Origin of the sequence: Streptococcus oralis (genome assembly GCF_023109315.1) — a bacterium.
GTDB classification, from domain to species: Bacteria; Bacillota; Bacilli; order Lactobacillales; family Streptococcaceae; genus Streptococcus; species Streptococcus oralis_BS.
On record NZ_JALDUF010000005.1, the window covers coordinates 121,506 to 139,141 of the forward strand.

The 17,636-nt window shown below is 41.5% G+C and carries 15 protein-coding genes, 1 tRNA gene and 1 riboswitch; of the genes, 3 read left to right on the plus strand and 13 right to left on the minus strand.

The features are described 5' to 3' along the window. Positions 1 to 20: 20 nt before the first annotated feature. The 4 genes from pheS to M1F74_RS07455 all read right to left on the minus strand — a co-directional run bounded on the left by pheS (position 21) and on the right by M1F74_RS07455 (position 3,566). Complete coding sequence (gene pheS, locus M1F74_RS07440) at positions 21 to 1,067, minus strand: phenylalanine--tRNA ligase subunit alpha (protein WP_000103747.1); 1,047 nt, start codon at positions 1,065 to 1,067, stop codon at positions 21 to 23. Between the two features lie 379 nt (positions 1,068 to 1,446). After that, positions 1,447 to 2,097: a phosphatase PAP2 family protein gene (locus tag M1F74_RS07445; protein WP_247946719.1), complete on the minus strand. Its 651-nt coding sequence runs from the start codon at positions 2,095 to 2,097 to the stop codon at positions 1,447 to 1,449. After that, positions 2,087 to 2,650 carry an ECF transporter S component gene (locus M1F74_RS07450; RefSeq protein WP_247946720.1) on the minus strand — a complete coding sequence of 188 codons (564 nt, stop codon included), beginning with the start codon at positions 2,648 to 2,650 and terminating at the stop codon, positions 2,087 to 2,089. Before M1F74_RS07450 ends, M1F74_RS07445 begins: the two co-directional genes overlap by 11 nt. Positions 2,651 to 2,803: 153 nt before the next feature. Next, a riboswitch (FMN riboswitch) is annotated at positions 2,804 to 3,022 on the minus strand. 40 nt (positions 3,023 to 3,062) lie between these two features. Continuing rightward, complete coding sequence (locus M1F74_RS07455) at positions 3,063 to 3,566, minus strand: tRNA (cytidine(34)-2'-O)-methyltransferase (RefSeq protein ID WP_007522363.1); 504 nt, start codon at positions 3,564 to 3,566, stop codon at positions 3,063 to 3,065. Positions 3,567 to 3,967: 401 nt separating this feature from the next. Between M1F74_RS07455 and trkA the strand changes: the two genes are divergently transcribed. Further along, positions 3,968 to 5,317 carry a Trk system potassium transporter TrkA gene (gene trkA / locus M1F74_RS07460; protein WP_247946721.1) on the plus strand — a complete coding sequence of 450 codons (1,350 nt, stop codon included), beginning with the start codon at positions 3,968 to 3,970 and terminating at the stop codon, positions 5,315 to 5,317. Positions 5,318 to 5,320: 3 nt separating this feature from the next. After that, positions 5,321 to 6,760 carry a TrkH family potassium uptake protein gene (locus M1F74_RS07465; protein ID WP_247946722.1) on the plus strand — a complete coding sequence of 480 codons (1,440 nt, stop codon included), beginning with the start codon at positions 5,321 to 5,323 and terminating at the stop codon, positions 6,758 to 6,760. An 88-nt stretch (positions 6,761 to 6,848) separates the two neighbouring features. Here M1F74_RS07465 and M1F74_RS07470 read toward each other — a convergent pair whose 3' ends face one another. From M1F74_RS07470 to M1F74_RS07490, 5 genes are all read right to left on the minus strand, one after another. Continuing rightward, a complete protein-coding gene (locus tag M1F74_RS07470) occupies positions 6,849 to 7,778 on the minus strand; it encodes an ATP-binding cassette domain-containing protein (RefSeq protein WP_247946723.1) in 930 nt (309 codons plus the stop codon). A gap of 10 nt (positions 7,779 to 7,788) precedes the next feature. After that, positions 7,789 to 8,856, minus strand: a complete 1,068-nt coding sequence (locus M1F74_RS07475; protein WP_000159802.1) for an ABC transporter ATP-binding protein — start codon at positions 8,854 to 8,856, stop codon at positions 7,789 to 7,791. 8 nt (positions 8,857 to 8,864) lie between these two features. Next, on the minus strand, positions 8,865 to 9,791 hold the full coding sequence (gene oppC, locus M1F74_RS07480) for an oligopeptide ABC transporter permease OppC (RefSeq protein WP_000103936.1): 927 nt from the start codon (positions 9,789 to 9,791) through the stop codon (positions 8,865 to 8,867). Continuing rightward, on the minus strand, positions 9,791 to 11,287 hold the full coding sequence (locus tag M1F74_RS07485) for an ABC transporter permease (RefSeq protein WP_247946724.1): 1,497 nt from the start codon (positions 11,285 to 11,287) through the stop codon (positions 9,791 to 9,793). The genes oppC and M1F74_RS07485 overlap by 1 nt, the downstream gene beginning before the upstream one ends. Before the next feature lie 66 nt (positions 11,288 to 11,353). Further along, on the minus strand, positions 11,354 to 13,330 hold the full coding sequence (locus M1F74_RS07490; RefSeq protein ID WP_247946725.1) for a peptide ABC transporter substrate-binding protein: 1,977 nt from the start codon (positions 13,328 to 13,330) through the stop codon (positions 11,354 to 11,356). 304 nt (positions 13,331 to 13,634) lie between these two features. On the opposite strand from M1F74_RS07490, the gene M1F74_RS07495 reads away from it, so the two are divergent. Beyond that, positions 13,635 to 13,705, plus strand: a tRNA-Cys gene (locus M1F74_RS07495). Positions 13,706 to 13,838: 133 nt separating this feature from the next. Here M1F74_RS07495 and M1F74_RS07500 read toward each other — a convergent pair. From M1F74_RS07500 to murA, 4 genes are all read right to left on the minus strand, one after another. Next, positions 13,839 to 15,170, minus strand: coding sequence for a hemolysin family protein (locus M1F74_RS07500; RefSeq protein ID WP_247946726.1), 1,332 nt, complete (start codon positions 15,168 to 15,170; stop codon positions 13,839 to 13,841). Positions 15,171 to 15,295: 125 nt separating this feature from the next. Beyond that, positions 15,296 to 16,129 (minus strand): DNA/RNA non-specific endonuclease, encoded by an 834-nt coding sequence (locus M1F74_RS07505; protein WP_247946727.1) that lies wholly within the window; start codon positions 16,127 to 16,129, stop codon positions 15,296 to 15,298. Positions 16,130 to 16,169: 40 nt separating this feature from the next. Then, positions 16,170 to 16,364, minus strand: a complete 195-nt coding sequence (locus M1F74_RS07510; protein ID WP_000739701.1) for a DNA-directed RNA polymerase subunit beta — start codon at positions 16,362 to 16,364, stop codon at positions 16,170 to 16,172. Then, positions 16,351 to 17,634 carry a UDP-N-acetylglucosamine 1-carboxyvinyltransferase gene (gene murA / locus M1F74_RS07515; RefSeq protein WP_247946728.1) on the minus strand — a complete coding sequence of 428 codons (1,284 nt, stop codon included), beginning with the start codon at positions 17,632 to 17,634 and terminating at the stop codon, positions 16,351 to 16,353. Before murA ends, M1F74_RS07510 begins: the two co-directional genes overlap by 14 nt. Positions 17,635 to 17,636 lie beyond the last annotated feature (2 nt).

Here is a 17,636-nt window from a genome sequence, read left to right on the forward strand (position 1 = left end):
CTGTGTTTCAGGTTTCAATCTTATTTAAACTGTTCTGAGAAGCGGACATCTCCTTGGTAGAATCCACGGATATCGTTAATTCCGTAACGGAGCATGGCTACGCGCTCTTGTCCAAGACCAAAGGCAAATCCAGAGTATACAGTTGCATCGATACCACTCATTTCAAGAACACGTGGGTGAACCATACCGGCCCCCATAATTTCAATCCAACCTGTTTTCTTACATACGTTACAGCCTTCTCCACCACACTTGAAGCAAGAAACATCCACCTCAACAGATGGCTCTGTGAATGGGAAATAAGATGGACGCAGACGGATTTGGCGCTCTTCACCGAACATTTTTTGGACGATCAACTGAAGCGTTCCTTGAAGGTCAGCCATAGAGATGTTTTTCCCAACTACCAAACCTTCGATTTGGTGGAATTGGTGACTGTGGGTTGCATCGTCCGTATCACGACGGAATACGCGCCCCGGTGAGATCATTTTCAAAGGACCTTTTGAAAAATCATGAGCATCCATAGCACGCGCCTGAACTGGAGACGTGTGAGTACGGAGCAAGATTTCTTCTGTGATGTAGAAAGTATCCTGCATATCGCGAGCTGGGTGATCTTTTGGAAGGTTCATACGCTCGAAGTTATAGTAGTCTTGCTCCACTTCAAAACCATCCACGACTTGGTAACCCATCCCGATAAAAATATCTTCGATTTCTTCACTGGTTTGTGTAAGAACATGACGGTGACCAACCGCAACAGGACGACCTGGAAGTGTTACATCGATGCTCTCACTAGCAAGTTGAGCTGCGACTTTCTTTTCTTCCAAGAGTTTCGCTGTTTCCTCAAAGGCTGCTGTCAAGACATCACGAGCTTCATTAACGTGTTTCCCGATGACAGGGCGCATTTCAGCCGATACATCCTTCATCCCTTTAAGGATTTCAGTAAGCGACCCTTTTTTACCAAGGACAGAGACACGTAATTCTTGCATCTCTTTTTCATTTTCAGCAGTAATCTGCTTCAAGCTAGCCAGCGTTTCTTCGCGAAGCGCTTTTAATTGTTCTTCAATAGTTGACATAATTCCTCCATCAGTCGCTCGTAGATAAAAAGAAAACCACATGCCAAAAACTCCACTCGGAGCGTTGACACGCGGTACCATCCGTTTCATCTGACAAGTCAGACCTTCATTTCTAAATCCATGCGCAAGTGAATTCACTCAGCTTTCATATAGAGAGCTTGCAGTCATGGCTCTCCTCCCTGATATACTTCCCTTGAGTTACTAGTCTTGCGGATTTCTATTCGATTATTACATAGTTTATCAAATTTTTAGTTAAAAAACAAGTTAGACCAGACTAATTTCAATATAAAAAGGAACAAGACGCAATGCACTATCTATTTGTAAGATCTGTTTCATCTGCTTTCCCTTTCATTTCTTTCTCCTCAAGGGAATTCGATACTCACTTCTGCTTGCCTTTAAATCGCCATTGGAAGCGGAGCTTGTCATAGAAGGGAAATTCGATAAACAAGACTCCCAAGCCCACACAGAGACTGGCAAGGACGTCTGATGGATAGTGAACTCCCAGATAGACCCTTGACACCAGTACACTGACTAGGTAGAAGCCAAGGACGATTTGCACAATTTTTCTCCAAACCGAATCTTTAATCCGTTGACTGAGAATGACAATCAGAGTCCCTACCATCAAAGTTACAGCCAGAGAATGGCCACTTGGAAAAGAAAATCCCTTCTCCTCTACCAAGTGTAAAATAGCTGGCCGTGGGCGCTGGTAGATATTTTTAAAGGTCACGATTAAAAGACCGGCTAAGGCTAGATTACCCGCCATGAAGTAGCTTTCTATCTTCCACTGCTTACGATAAAAGATAAAGGCTGCGATGGCAACCCAGGTAATGATTACTGGGATATCAATCAAATGCGTAAGCGCACGGAATAGGACTGTCAAATAATCTGGCAAGTCCCCACGAAGAGCAGTCTGAATCGGTTGATCAAAACCGACCAGCGTTTCAGGATAGAACTTAACCATATAGCCAAGAAGGACGAAAAGTAAAAGGGCAAAACTGCCCTTCATTAAAAATGTTTGTTTATCTCTCATAATGTTTTAAGGTTGGTTTCAAGAGGACGTATAACAACCAGAATGAAACGGCAAATATTACACCCTCAATCAAGTTAAAAGGTAAAACCATGGTCATTAGGTAGTTGGAAAGTCCCAAAATTTTTCCAATATCAAAGTTGGCAAACTGCGCGTACAAAGGAACCGCATAAACATAGTTGAGAACCAACATAGCAGCAGTCAATCCGATGGTTCCCACTAGAGATGCTAGTAGGAAACGAAGAGTGCTACGTTCCTTTTTCCAAATCAAACCAAAGGCGATAACAAAAACTCCCAAAGCTACGATATTCATTGGCAAACCAATGTAAGTATTCACTCCCTGGCTATTGAGAAGTAACTTCAAGAGTGATCGCAGCAAGAGAATCCCGAGAGCAGCAGGCAAATCCATCACCACCAAGCCCACAAGGACTGGCAAAATACTAAACTCGATCTTGAGGAAGCTTGCCGCTGGCAAGAGCGGAAAGTCAAAGTACATCAGCACAAATGAAATGGCTGATAAAATCGCAATGGTCGAAAGTCGACGTGTGTTTGTCATAACAGGTTCCTCCAATTTTCTATAAAATCAGAAGAAGTTGGAAAGGATCCCTCTATCTATTCTCACTTTTTATATCCCAAAAGTTCCCCCTCACTCTTTTGAGCAAGCGGTTGCAATTTATCTATAAACTCATCAGAACAGACAAAGCTATTCTTTCGTCTTCTCCCATCCAGACTATACTGTCGGTTGTGGAATCACACCACATCAGCTTGCGCTCGCGGACTTCTTTAACTAAGATATTTTGGAGTAATCTAGGCGTCGCAGTCGAAGATAATACTTAAAGTATATCGAGATAAGACAACGACGAGAAAGCCAAAATAGCTAGTCAAATTCACCGCCGGTCGGGAATCACACCCAGCCCTGAAGACCCTTTAATCATAACAAAAAACGCTTGCAAGTGCAAGCATTTTGATTATTTCAATTTATCTGCTTCATAGGTGTGAACGAGTTCGAGACCTGCAAAGTTCTGCTGGCGGAGGGCTTCATAAACAATCATGCATACGGTATTCGAAACATTGAGACTGCGGACGTGTTCATCGTTCATCGGGATACGGAGAGCTTTCTCAGGATGGTCTCGCATAAAGTCCTCCGGCAAGCCCTTGTCTTCACGTCCAAAGAGAAAATAATGGTCTTCGTCAGTCGATAAATCTGCCTCAGAGTACACCTTTTCCGCAAATTTTGAAATCAGATAGAGTTTACCCTTCATCTGAGACATGAAATCTTCCAAACTGTCATAAAAATAAATCTCTAACTTATCCCAGTAATCCAAACCTGCTCGCTTCATCTTGCGGTCATCGATAGGAAAGCCCATTGGTTTGATGATGTGGAGGGGAGAATTGGTCGCAGCACAAGTACGCGCGATGTTGCCAGTATTTTGTGGAATCTGAGGTTCAAATAAAACAATGTGATTTGTCATAATTGGCTTCCTTTTATCATTGCAAAAAAATAGCCACACTGCCCGGAGTCAAGCTCAGCAAACAGCGTGGTTAAGGCGTCGTTAACTTACCTCACAACAGGTTTGAAGTAAATCAGCGAAACTACTTTCTTAGTATAACACTTTCAGAACCAATGTCAATAGAAATGACTTGATTTTTTTATTTTTTTGATAATATTTCCATACTTAGTCATTCTTTTTCTGAGAAAGGATATTAAATGAGCGAAATCATTTCATATGATAGACATTTCTATGAAAGGTGACCGATTTTATCTTTAAACACTTAAAAAAAGGCTTTTCTTATCCTCTAAAATGCCTTGGCAAGTGCATTTTTTGCGAAAAAAGGGTATGATAGTTACATCATGAAAAAGTAGGGTTTTTATATGAAAATTGTCCTTGTTGGTGGAGGGAAAGTCGGTTTCGCCCTCTGTCGTTCACTGGTTGCAGAAAAACACGACGTTGTCCTCATCGAACAAGATGAGGCTGTTCTCAATCATATTGTCAGTCGCTTTGATATCATGGAACTCCTTGGAAATGGAGCAGACTTTGCTATCTTAGAGCAAGCCGGCGTTCAAGAGTGTGATATCTTTATCGCTCTAACGGAACACGATGAAGTGAATATGATTTCAGCAGTACTTGCTAAAAAAATGGGCGCTAAAGAGACTATCGTTCGAGTGCGAAATCCTGAATACTCCAATACCTATTTCAAAGAGAAAAATATTCTTGGATTCTCACTTATCGTTAACCCAGAACTCCTAGCCGCCCGTGCTATCTCAAATATCATTGATTTTCCGAATGCACTCTCAGTTGAGCGGTTCTCAGGGGGAAGGGTCAACCTGATGGAGTTTGTTGTCAAAGATTCCAGTGGTCTCTGTCAAATGCCAATCTCAGATTTTCGTAAAAAATTTGGCAATATCATTGTCTGCGCTATGGAACGAGACCATCAACTTATGATTCCGAGCGGTGATATCACCATTCAGGATAGAGATAGAATTTTTGTTACTGGGAATCGTGTGGATATGATGCTTTTCCATAACTATTTCAAATCACGTACAGTGAAAAGCTTGCTCATCGTTGGTGCTGGAAAAATTGCTTATTACCTACTTGACATTTTAAAAGATAGCCGTATTGACACTAAAGTTATCGAGATTAATCCTGAGAGAGCTCGTCTCTTCAGTGAAAAATTTCCAAATCTCTATATCGTACAGGGAGATGGAACTGCCAAAGATATCTTGCTTGAGGAAAGTGCTCCCAACTATGATGCAGTTGCAACTTTGACTGGAGTTGATGAGGAAAACATCATTACCTCTATGTTCTTAGACCGTGTTGGTGTCCATAAGAATATCACCAAGGTGAATCGAACTAGCCTTTTAGAGATTATCCATGCACCTGATTTTTCAAGTATCATCACACCCAAAAGCATTGCAGTGGATACCATTATGCACTTTATCCGTGGTCGAGTAAACGCTCAATACTCAGACCTTCAAGCCATGCACCATCTAGCAAACGGTCAAATTGAAACTCTTCAATTCCAAATCAAGGAAGCTAATAAAATGACTGCCAAACCTCTTTCACATCTGAAATTGAAGAAAGGGGTTCTCATCGCAGCCATTATCCGAAAAGGAAAAACAATCTTCCCTACTGGAGAGGATAGACTTGAGGTAGGAGATCAGTTACTCGTGACGACCTTATTACCAAATATCACCAAGATTTATGATCTGATTGAGAGGTAAAAGATGAATAAAAGTATGATTCGTTACCTCCTCTCAAAACTTCTCTTGATTGAGGCCGTTCTCCTCCTAGTGCCTGTTAGCGTAGCAACCTATTATCAAGAATCCAGCCAAGTATTTACAGCTCTCTTTACAACAATTGGGATTTTGATACTTCTTGGTAGCTTGGGAATTTTACGGAAACCCAAAAATCAGCGAATTTATACTAAGGAGGGAGTCTTAATCGTCGCCCTCTGTTGGATTCTGTGGTCTTTCTTTGGAGCGCTTCCCTTTGTCTTTTCAGGACAAATCCCAAGTGTCATCGATGCCTTCTTTGAAATCAGTTCTGGTTTTACAACTACAGGAGCAACCATTCTGACAGATGTCTCCGTTCTCAGCCGATCCCTCCTCTTCTGGCGAAGTTTTACTCACTTGATTGGAGGGATGGGGGTACTCGTCTTCGCGCTTGCCATTATGGACAATGCCAAGAATAGTCACTTAGAGGTGATGAAGGCTGAGGTCCCTGGGCCTGTCTTTGGCAAGGTTGTATCCAAACTGAAAAATACTGCCCAGATTCTCTATCTGCTTTATTTAGGGCTCTTCTCACTTTTTGTAGTCATCTACTATCTAGCTGGCATGCCTCTATTTGATAGCTTTGTCATCGCTATGGGAACGGCAGGAACCGGTGGCTTCACCGTCTATAACGACGGAATTGCCCACTACGGCAGCTCACTCATCACCTATCTCATCAGTATCGGAGTTCTGGTTTTTGGAGTTAACTTTAATCTCTACTACTACCTCATGCTCCGTCGGGTTAAGGCTTTCTTTGGAGATGAAGAATTTCGCACGTATGTAATCATTGTCCTAGTTTCTACCGGCTTGATTACTCTCAATACGCTCCACCTCTACCAAGGTGTCTCTAAGAGCTTTGAAATGGCCCTCTTTCAGGTCTCCAATATCATTACAACAACTGGTTTTGGTTACGGAGATATTACCAACTGGCCCCTCTTCTCCCAATTTATACTCCTCTTCCTCATGGGAATCGGTGGCTCTGCTGGATCAACCGCAGGTGGACTCAAAGTTATCAGAGGGCTCATCCTTTCAAAAATTGCAAAAAATCAGATCTTGTCCATCTTATCTCCTCATCGCGTATTGACTCTACATGTCAATAAAACTGTGATTGATAAGGATACCCAGCACAAGGTCCTAAAATATTTTGTCATTTATGTGATGATTTTACTGTCACTTATCTTCATTGTCAGTCTAGATAACAATGATTTTCTAGTTGTTACCAGTGCTGTCTTCAGCTGTTTCAATAACATCGGACCTATTCTAGGTACAACTTCTAGTTTTGCTATCTTTAGCCCCATCTCTAAAATCCTTCTCTCATTTGCAATGATTGCAGGTCGTCTAGAGATTTATCCCATTTTGCTTCTCTTTATGAAACGTACCTGGTCCAAACGCTAATCACAATAAAGCTCCCCTTTTACAAGCTAGTGAAAGGGGAATTTTTCTATTAAAAATGAGAAGACCTTTCGGTCCTCTCTTAATCTGTTTATTTTTTAAGAGCTTCCTTGTAACGAGCAAGTTCTGCTTGATTGGCCCAAACATAGTGACCTGGACGAATTTCCACCATAGACGGCTTGTCTGTCTCATAGTCATGTTGGCTAGGATCATAGACTTTCAAGACCTTCTTACGTTCCAAGATTGGATCTGGAATCGGTACAGCAGATAGAAGTGCTTGAGTGTACGGATGAACAGGATTGTTAAACAACTCCTCTGTCTCCGCCACTTCGACGATAACACCCTTATAGATAACTGCGATACGATCTGAGATAAAGCGAACAACTGACAAGTCATGCGCGATAAAGAGATAGGTCAAGCCCAATTCTTTTTGAAACTTCTTGAGCAAGTTCAAGACTTGCGCACGAACAGACACGTCCAAGGCTGAAATCGGCTCATCCGCAATAACGAAATCAGGTTCCATCACAAGAGCACGAGCAATCCCAATACGTTGACGTTGACCACCAGAAAACTCGTGTGGGTAACGGGTCAAGTGCTCTTTTAAAAGACCGACTTCATGAATCATCTTTTGAACTTTTTCTTTTCGCTCTTCTTCGTCTTTGAACAAGTGGTAGTTGTAAAGACCTTCAGAGATGATATAGTCAACTGTCGCACGTTCATTTAAACTGGCTGCAGGGTCCTGGAAAATCATCTGGATACGACGGATCAAGTCTGAAGATTCCTTATGAGATTTTTTCCCATTGATCTTATGACCGTCAAAGATGATTTCACCTTTACTAGTATTATTCAAACCAATAATGGCACGACCAATCGTCGTTTTCCCACTACCAGATTCACCAACAAGAGAAAAAGTTTCTCCCTTGTTGATAAAGAAGTTAGCGTTTTTAACGGCAACAAACTTCTTACTTCCTTCACCGAAGGAAATTTCTAAATCTTTAATTTCTACTAATTTTTCAGACATTTCCTTCCTCCTAGTCTTCTAGATGAGCAAAGCCCATTTTATCACGAATTTTATCATGTAAATCTGCGATGATTTCTGGTTTTTCAACCTTAGGAGCATTCTCATGAAGCAACCAAGTCTTAGCCCAGTGAGTATCAGTGACTGAAAACTGAGGCGCTTTCTGTTCAAAGTCAATTTGCATCGCATAATCTGAACGAAGGGCAAAGGCATCACCTTTCAACTCAGTATAAAGAGACGGTGGTGTTCCAGGGATAGAGTACAATTCCCCTTTATCGTCAGCAAGCTGAGGCAAGCTAGACAAGAGACTCCAAGTATATGGATGACGTGGGTCGTAGAAGACTTCCTCAACAGTACCGTATTCTACAATTTCACCAGCATACATAACCGCCACCTTATCGGCAATACTTGCTACCACACCAAGGTCATGGGTGATAAAGATAATGGTGAAGTGGTACTCATCTTGCAAAGTTTTAAGCAAATCAATGATTTGCGCTTGAATGGTTACATCAAGGGCCGTCGTTGGCTCGTCACAGATCAAAATATCTGGGCGACAAGCAAGGGCAATCGCAATAACGATACGTTGGCGCATCCCTCCAGAATATTGGAAAGGATACTCGTCAAAACGTTTTTCAGCGTCTGGAATTCCGACCTTGTTCATATAGTCGATTGCCATTTCTTTGGCTTCCTTAGCTGTTTTCCCTTGGTGTTTAACGATAACTTCTGTGATTTGGCTACCGATTGTATTAATTGGATCCAAACTTGTCATTGGGTCTTGGAAGATGGTTGCAATTTTAGCACCACGGATTTTCTCCCATTCTTTGTTCGAAGTCAAGGCTGTCAAGTCTTGCCCACGATAATCGATGCTTCCTTGGGCAATGCGCCCATTATCTTCCAACATCCCTGTAAAGGTTTTTGTTAATACAGATTTACCAGAACCAGACTCACCTACCAAGGCAAGAACTTCTCCTTCAATCAGTTCTAGAGAAACGCCTCTGATAGCCGTTAGAACTTTGTCACGAACGTCAAATTCCACGACGATATCGCGAGCAGTCAAAATTACATTACTTTCTTTTGTCATGTCTACTCCTATCTATGTGTACGTGGATCACTAGCATCCGCTAAGTTCTGACCAACAACGAATAGAGATAGGGATACCAAAATCAAGGTTGTCAATGGAATCCAGAACAAGTACGCATTGGTCGTAACGTTTTGTGAGTAATCTGAGATCAAACGTCCCAAACTTGGCACTGTTACAGGTAACCCCAATCCAAAGAAGGAAAGGAAAGCCTCATAAGAGATAAAGCTTGGCAACATCAAGGTCATCGTAGAAACAATAACAGATACCAATTGTGGCATGATATTTTTCACGATGATTTTAAAGGTTGGTGTTCCAAGTGTTTGAGAAGCAAGGTTGTATTCCAAGTCACGGTAACGCATGATTTGAATACGAATTGAATAAGCAATACCAATCCAAGTCGTCACACTCATAGCGAAGATCAAATTCCAGAAACCAGCACCAATTGAGTAAGTCAAGACGATAACAATCAAGAGAGATGGAATGTTTGAAATAATGTTATAAACTTCCATCATGACGCGGTCAACAGATTTTGAAATTCCCCAAATTCCACCAACAATAACCCCGATCACAAGGTTGATAAAAGTAGCAATTACAGAAATGAGAATAGAATTACGCGCACCAAACCAAACTCCATCAAACAAGGATTTACCATTGCTATCAGTACCAAACCAGTGTTCGGCATTGGGCTTAATAAAACGAGCGCTAAAGTCATTAACCTTACTTACATCGTTAAAATCAAAGTCTGAAAACATCGGATAGATAAAACTCATCAAAATAATAGCTACCAATATTCCCAACATAATAACTGTTGATTTTTTCTTTAAAAACTGTCTAAATACAGAGCCCCAGTAAGAGTAGGCAGGAGCATCAATTGTTTCAGAGGCAAAATCGTCACGTTTTACGAACTGAAATTTTTCTTTACCGATTGTTGACATTATTTGCCTCCTTTCTCTGTCAATTTAATACGTGGGTCAAGCATAGTCATCCAGATATCTCCTACAAAAAGTGAGAAGATAGAAATACATGTAAAGATGAAGACGAGACCAACTACCATTGAGTTGTTTGATGCCTTAACCGAGTCAATCAACATTTTACCCATACCTGGGAAGGCGAAGACTGTTTCTGTCAATGTTGCACCACCAATAACCCCGATTACGGCGCCTGGAATACCTGAAACCAAAGGAACCATGGCATTTTTAAAGACGTGTTTATTTGAAATTTCTTTTTCAGATAAACCTTTTGCACGAGCAAAACGGACGAAGTCTTGAGATTGCAAATCAATCATATAACGACGAATCCAGATTGCTGTACTTGGTGCTCCCAGCAAACCTAGAATGACTGCTGGCAAGACATAGGAACGCCAATCTCCAGCACCTAGGATAGGGAATGAGTCTGGAAGACCAATAGATGATCCAATCAAGCGAACGATATAAACCAAAGCAATCGTTGGAAGTGCAAGCAAGAAGGTTAGAGCACCTGTTGAGAAGCTATCAATCCAAGTATTCTTGTGGCGAGCCATAGCAGATCCAAGAGGAATCGCAATAGCATAAGAAATAATCAAACCAATCAAACCAGCAACAGCTGAGCTTGCAATCATAGATGGATATTGGTAGTTACTTTCTGTAGCTGTATATGGATCGTCCTTACCATAGTTAGCTATTTCACGCGCATCTGCTTGACTTGGAGATTTGTAGGTACGAGAGTAAATATCTACAGACGAAGTCTTTTTACCAGTAGGGAATTGAACTTCTGATGTTTTGGTTTGTCCTTGGCCTTGTGTGATAACTTGAAGCACTGGCGTGTTCGCATAAGTTGGGTAAGAGTCACCCAAGTTAATGTTCACAAAGTTTTGGTGTACAAACGGGAATTGATTGTTGAAATACAAAAGGTATTTATGTTTGGTACCTGAACCAACCAATGACCAACCGATAGCAGGGTCATTTTCAAAACGAAGATAACGTTCCAAGTTTGGATTTTCAGGGTCTTGAATCTTGTTTGTATGATCAATATCAAGTAAGTTCGCATAGAATTTGAAAACACGTTCAAAAATTGGAATTTCACGCGTAGCATAGAACTGACCACTCTCTGAAAAGACACCTAACGTCCAACCATTACCGAGTTGGTTGATGTATTTTTCGTAGATTGCCTTATTGGTATCATTGGCATCTACTGTTACAGATGAGTCCATTGAGCTAGCTTTTTCTTGCAACTCCTTAGTATCGTAGTACTCGATATAGCCCATACGTTCATAAACGGTATTCTCATAATTATCCCGCTTATCTGGAGTCGTTGCAATCTTGTTGTAGTTGGTATCCTGCTTGAAAATCAGTTTCCGAGGAACCATCGTATAGATAATCGTGTAGGTCAAGGTTGTCACCAAGAAAATAGACAACAATGAGCGCAAGACACGCATAAAAATATATTTTTTCATATCGTTTCCTTTTAAAATCCCAAAAGAACCTTCTCCTCATGGAGAGAAAGTTCTCTTGAGAGTTATTTATTTAACGTGATTCGTCAATTCTTTTTGAACTTTTTCGTTTGATTCTTTTTTCTCTTTGAGCCATTTCTCACGAGCTTGCTCATAGTCAGCCTTGGTTACAACCTTGTCTTGTAACTGAATATACTTGAAGTATACATCTGAGCCCTTATCTCCAGACTGGCTATAAGATGCTGTGAATGGTACAACACGAGAAATGAATGGTGCAGCACCAGTTGATGACATAGCTGGCAAGAAGAGTGAGCTATCTGTCAACCAAGCTTGAGCAGCCGCGTATTTTTCATAACGAACATTCAAATCGCTTGTTTCTTTAGCAGCTTCATCAACTAGCTTATCGTATTCTTTCAAACCAACTTGAGCTGCTGCAGCATTATCTGCACCTTCGTAACCCATGTATGTTTTTGTTTGTTCAGCATTCGTTGTCTTCAAGATATCAAGGTAAGTTGATGGATCTTCGTAGTCTGGACTCCATGCAACTGCTCCTGAGAGATCCCAATCTTCTGCCGCAGCGCTTGCTGCATAGTAGGTGATATTGTTCAACTCATCTTTAGAAACTTGTTGGATATCAATAACTACATTATCTTCACCAAGTACTGTTTCAACTGATTGTTTAAAGGATTGAATACGAGCGATATAGCTCTTAGCAGTTTGGTCTACTGGAATATCCAAGTGGATAGGGAATTTCGCACCTTCTGCTTCCAATGCAGTTTTGGCTTTCGCAAATTCAGCTTTGGCTTTGTCGGAGTTGAAGAGTCCATCTTGACCATCAGCAAAGTTTACGTTCTTCCACTCATCACCATAAGCAGCCATCTTATCAGTTACCAAGTCACCGAAAGTTTTTTCACCTGCAGAGACAAACCCTGGTTTCACAAAGAGATTGCGAACTGCAAGGGGGCCCCCTTCCTTACCATTGATTTGTGCTGAGTAAGAAGTACGGTCAAAGGCAAAGTTCAAAGCCTGACGGAAATCCTTGTTAAGAAGAGCTTTTTTAGTAGAAGTCTTCTCTTCATCAGTTGTCTTAGAAGTGTATTTGTAACCTTGACGGTCAATATTCACACCCAAACCAGCAATCCCTGGTCCTGATGGAGTGTAGAAGATGTTATCCTTATAGCTTTCTGCTACTTTAGAATAGTTTGAACTTGTTGGGAAAAGGCGAGCATAGCTGTATGCTCCACTTGTAAAGTTACGTTCAATGGACTCTTGGTCTGACCCATCATAGAAAGCAAGGGTAACTTTATCAAGGTGAACGTTATCCTTATCCCAGTACTGCTCATTCTTAGCAAATTCGATAGAAGATTTAGTAGTCAAACCTTTTAGCAAGAACGGACCATTATAAAGCAAGGACGTAGGATCTGTTGCTTTGGCAAAATCTGATCCTTTTGATTTTTCAAAATCTTCGTTCAATGGCCAGAAGATTGAATAAGCCATCTTAGAGTTCCAATATGGTTCTGGTTGGTTCAAGGTATACTCAAGAGTATAATCATCAACTGCCTTCACACCTACCGTAGAAAAGTCTTTTGAATTTCCAGACAAATAATCAGACAATCCTTTAACAGAAGTTTCTGCTAGATATAGAGCTTCGGATTTCTTATCTGCTGCGTGTTTCAAACCATTTACGAAATCTTTAGCTGTTACTTCAGCGTACTCTTCTCCATCAGATGTCATCCATTTAACACCTTTACGGATTTTGTAGGTATAAGTCAAACCATCTTTTGAGACTGACCAATCTTCTGCCACTGCGGGAGTCAAATTCCCATATTTGTCATTTGTGAAGAGACCATCAATACCATTTGAAGTGGCAATCTTAGTACTTTGTTTACCTGAAATGAGGTAATCCAACGTTTCTGGGTCAGCTGAATAGATATAACCATAATTTTTTGGCGCCGTTGAATCAGATGATTTAGAACTGCAGGCAGCTAGTACGCCAGTCGCTAATAAGGCAACCCCTGCTACAACCAATACTCTACTTTTTTTCATGTATGTAACTCCTCTTAAAAAATTTAGGCTTATTGCCAATTATACCATAGATTTCTCAAAAAGTAAACGAATTTTCAGAATATTTAGGCGTGTAACCACAAAAAACTTTCATTTATCAAATTTCTTTATTCTTTGTTTGCTATCTATCAAGTCATAAGGCAAACTTAATGCCCATAAAGCCTGATTTTCAGGTTTTCTCTCCCCATTTTTCTATCCAATCAGAAAGGGCAATCTTCTAAATTGGATTTTCGATTAAGAAACTATTGACGGGAAATGATTTTCAAGGTATAATAATAAACGTTGAGGCGGTATAGCCAAGTGGTAAGGCACGGCTCTGCAAAAGCTTGATCGTCGGTTCAAATCCGTCTACCGCCTTTCAGTACCTGAATTAACAGGAATTAACCAAATGAAAAGCCCGTAAAATCGGGCTTTTTTGTTATTCCAAATAGATAGGGATAACTGTATCTACCATATAGATTTACAAAAAGCAGCGACTCAAGTCACTGCTTTATTCTGTTTCTTCTTCAGTCTCTATTTCAGTGATTTGGACTTTTACCTTGGTAACACGTCCGTTTTTCACCTTGTCATTGGTTAGGATGATTTGTTTGTTTTGGCTGACCAATTCATAACTGAGTTTTTCAGTCGTTGGAATCATTCCCACACCCGTCAAATAATAACCGGCGATGGTATCAACATCATCACTTTCCAGTTCTACATCAAAGTAGTCATTAAAATCATTAAGATTCATGGTACCTTGAACGATATAGGTATCTTCTCCTATTTGATGGACTTCAATTTCAGCCTTGTCAGTCTCATCATCAATCTCACCAACAATTTCTTCTAAGAGGTCCTCCAGAGTTACCAAACCAGCCATTCCACCATATTCATCTAGTAAGATGGCCATTTGATTTTGGGTATTTCGAAGTTCTTTAAGAAGATCGTCCACAAAGATAGTCTCAGGAACAAACAGTGGCGTTTGGAGAATTCGTTTCCAGACAATATTGTCAAAGCCATCCACAAAAGCAGCATTCAACAAGCGCTTGGTGTGAATCAAACCAATCACATTGTCCTTATCCCCATCATAAACAGGGATACGTGAGAAATTTTGCTTTAAAATACTCTCGATAATCGTTTGACTGTCATCCTGAATATCTACCATAAAGGCATCTGTTCGGGGCACCATTACCTCACGAGCCATTAGTTCATCTAAAGAAAAGACTCCCTGTAGCATTTCAATCTCATCTGCATCCAGTGTTTCTTCACTATTGGTGAGCATATACTCAATTTCATCACGTGTCATCTTTTCATCAGCATCATCAAAGGTCATTGGCGTCACACGGCTCAATAGATTAGTTGAGGCTGATAGGAGCCAAACAAAGGGACTGACAATTTTCCCCAAACCAATAATGACTGGCGCTGTTCGGATAGCCAAGGTATCTTTCAGATTTAGAGCAATTCTCTTGGGATAGAGTTCCCCAAAAACAATGGAAATATAGGTCAAAAATGCCAGAGATAGAAAACTTGCAATAGCGGAAGCTGTTTCACTATTCCCTATCCAAGAGGCAATTACTTGTCCAAGTGTATCTGCCAATTTTGCCCCTGACAAGATCGTGATCAAGGTGATACCGACTTGAATTGTTGATAAAAAGTGGTTAGGATTTTCAAGTACCTTTAACAAACGGATGTAACGTTTGTCTCCCTCTTCTGCCTTTTGTTCTACTCGGGAACGGTTTAGTGACACCATTGCCATCTCAGTGGCTGAGAAAAAAGCATTTAACAAGGTCAAGATAAATAATAATACAAACTGTAGCAACAAATTCTGACTGCTCGGGTCTTCCATAGTCCTTCTCCTAAAATAGTATCTTGTGTTTCATTATATCATAAAATTCTTCAGGATTCACATTATTTTTCATTTAAACAACAACTCCCCTGCCTCTAGAAGACAAAGGAACTGTTTTATTGTATCTATTGTTTCTGATCTGTCACTGTTACTTGCCCTGTTCGGTAATCAAGCTGGATTCCCTTTTGAACATTGGGGATTAGCACGTTGAATTCCAATTCGCCATCTGAAGACTTGGCTTCGATTTGTGAAGCAGATGGAACTAGATCCTCATTTGTCGCATAGTGGAGTGTCACCCGATAACGGACCCTCTTATTTTGGTCCAAGTCTTTTCTGACCAAACTCTCATAGTAGTTCTGACCTGTCGAATCCTCAGCCTGCGCTTGGTTAGCCCAAGCTGTCTGGACTGCAATGTTCTTGGGGTTGCTGGTAGAGGCATCAAAACCATCCAAACCACCTATCAAGGCATAGCCCAGCAGGTGTCCTCTATCAACTGCATGTGTGTAGGCTCCCTTTAGATTCTTAACCTGATGCCATCCTGGTGGCGTCCAAGAGGTGGATCCATTTCCAGTCTCTTCACGATTTTTATACTGCCGAGTCGCTTTGGATAAGATGGCATTGGCAACAGTTGGAACTGTTTCTTTTCCCACTGTCTTTGTCTTATTATCCGCATAGGGTTTGCTTGAAACCTTGGCATCTAGATTGGTTTTATTGCCATTGACAATGAAGGCCCCTGCTCCATTCCACTCGATCCCCCCCTTAATTTGGTTTTTGATTGACTCAGTTAAGACACTTTCAGCCAGCTCCTGACTGGGAGCTTCTGAAGCTTGTTTTTTCTGACTAACCTTGGTTCTAGGGCTATTTGGTGCCGACTGCATCTGCTTGATGTAGTAGCTTCCAGCAGCCAAGAGTAAGAATAGAAGTAACCCTATCAGAGCTTGTCTTGTTTTTTTGTCCATTTTTCTCCTTATTTCTTTAGAAAAAGACTGGTCTCCCAGTCTAATTTCCTGTAAATTTGCTAATCAATTCCTGCCACTTTGCCGGAGACAATATAGCCCATGGATCCTGTCCCTTTCCTAGGATGCCATAGCCAACCATCAAGCCGATTCCTAAAGCCAGAAAGCCTAGCAATAGTACGATAAAAATCAACAGTAAACGACGGAGTACATAGCGTAAGTTTTTATTCTTCTTCATCATTTGCCTCGATTCGCTGAATCTTCGCTCCTAGCTGAGCCAACTTCTCATGGAAGCGGTAGTAACCTCTATCAAGGTGGACTAATTTACCAACAACTGTCTCCCCTTGCGCCACCAGACCTGTCAAAATTAAAGCCGCACTAGCGCGAAGGTCCGTTGATAAAACTTCTGCCCCTTGTAAAGCCTGTCCCCCAACAATACGAGCCGTATCACGGATAATCTCTGAATGCAAGCCCATACGGCGCATTTCCTCTAAGTGTTGGAAACGATTCTCAAACACCGTTTCCACCATGGTGGATTCCCCTTTTGCGACTGTCATCAGAGCTGTAAATTGCGCCTGCATATCTGTTGGGAATCCTGGGTGTGGTAAGGTTTTTACATGAACAGCCTTGAGATTTTCAAGTTGAGAACGAACACGGATACCTTCTGACTCCTCTGTCACTTCAACACCCATCTCAAGTAGTTTTGAAATCAAGGGACGATTGTGTTCCCAGACTGCATCACGAACGAGAACATCCCCACCTGTCATAGCTGCTGCTACCATAAAGGTCCCAGCTTCAATACGGTCCTGTACTACAGTATGAGTCGTACCATGGAGGTCCTCGACACCAGTCACTGTGATTGTTTCGGTACCAGCTCCCTTGACCTTGGCTCCCATTTCATTAAGGAAGATAGCGAGATCAACAATTTCTGGCTCACGCGCAGCATTTTCAATCACTGTCACACCATCAGCTAGAGTTGCTGCCATCATCAAGTTTTGTGTTGCGCCGACGCTAGGGAAGTCCATGTAGATATGAGCGCCATGCAAATGGTCTGCCTTGGCTTCAATGTAACCAGCTGCCTGGGTAATCTTTGCCCCCATAGCTTCCAAACCTTTGAGGTGGAGGTCGATGGGACGACTTCCGATAGTGCATCCCCCTGGCATGGATACCTTGGCATGGCCTACACGAGCAAGGATTGGTCCCAAGACAACGATGGATGCTCGCATCTTGCTGACATATTTATAAGGAGCTTCCTCCGTGATATCACCAGTCGCATCAACCTCGACAACATGAGCTTCCTCATCAAAGTCCACCTTGGCATTCAACCCCCGAACTACTTGATTCATGGTGAACACATCTGACAAGATTGGGACATTCTGCAAGACTGTCTTACCCTTGCTTGCTAGAATAGTCGCTGCCAACAAGGGCAAGACTGCATTCTTTGCTCCCTCGATCGTCACACTCCCGACCAGACGATTATCTCCGCCTTGAACCACAATTTTTTCCATAG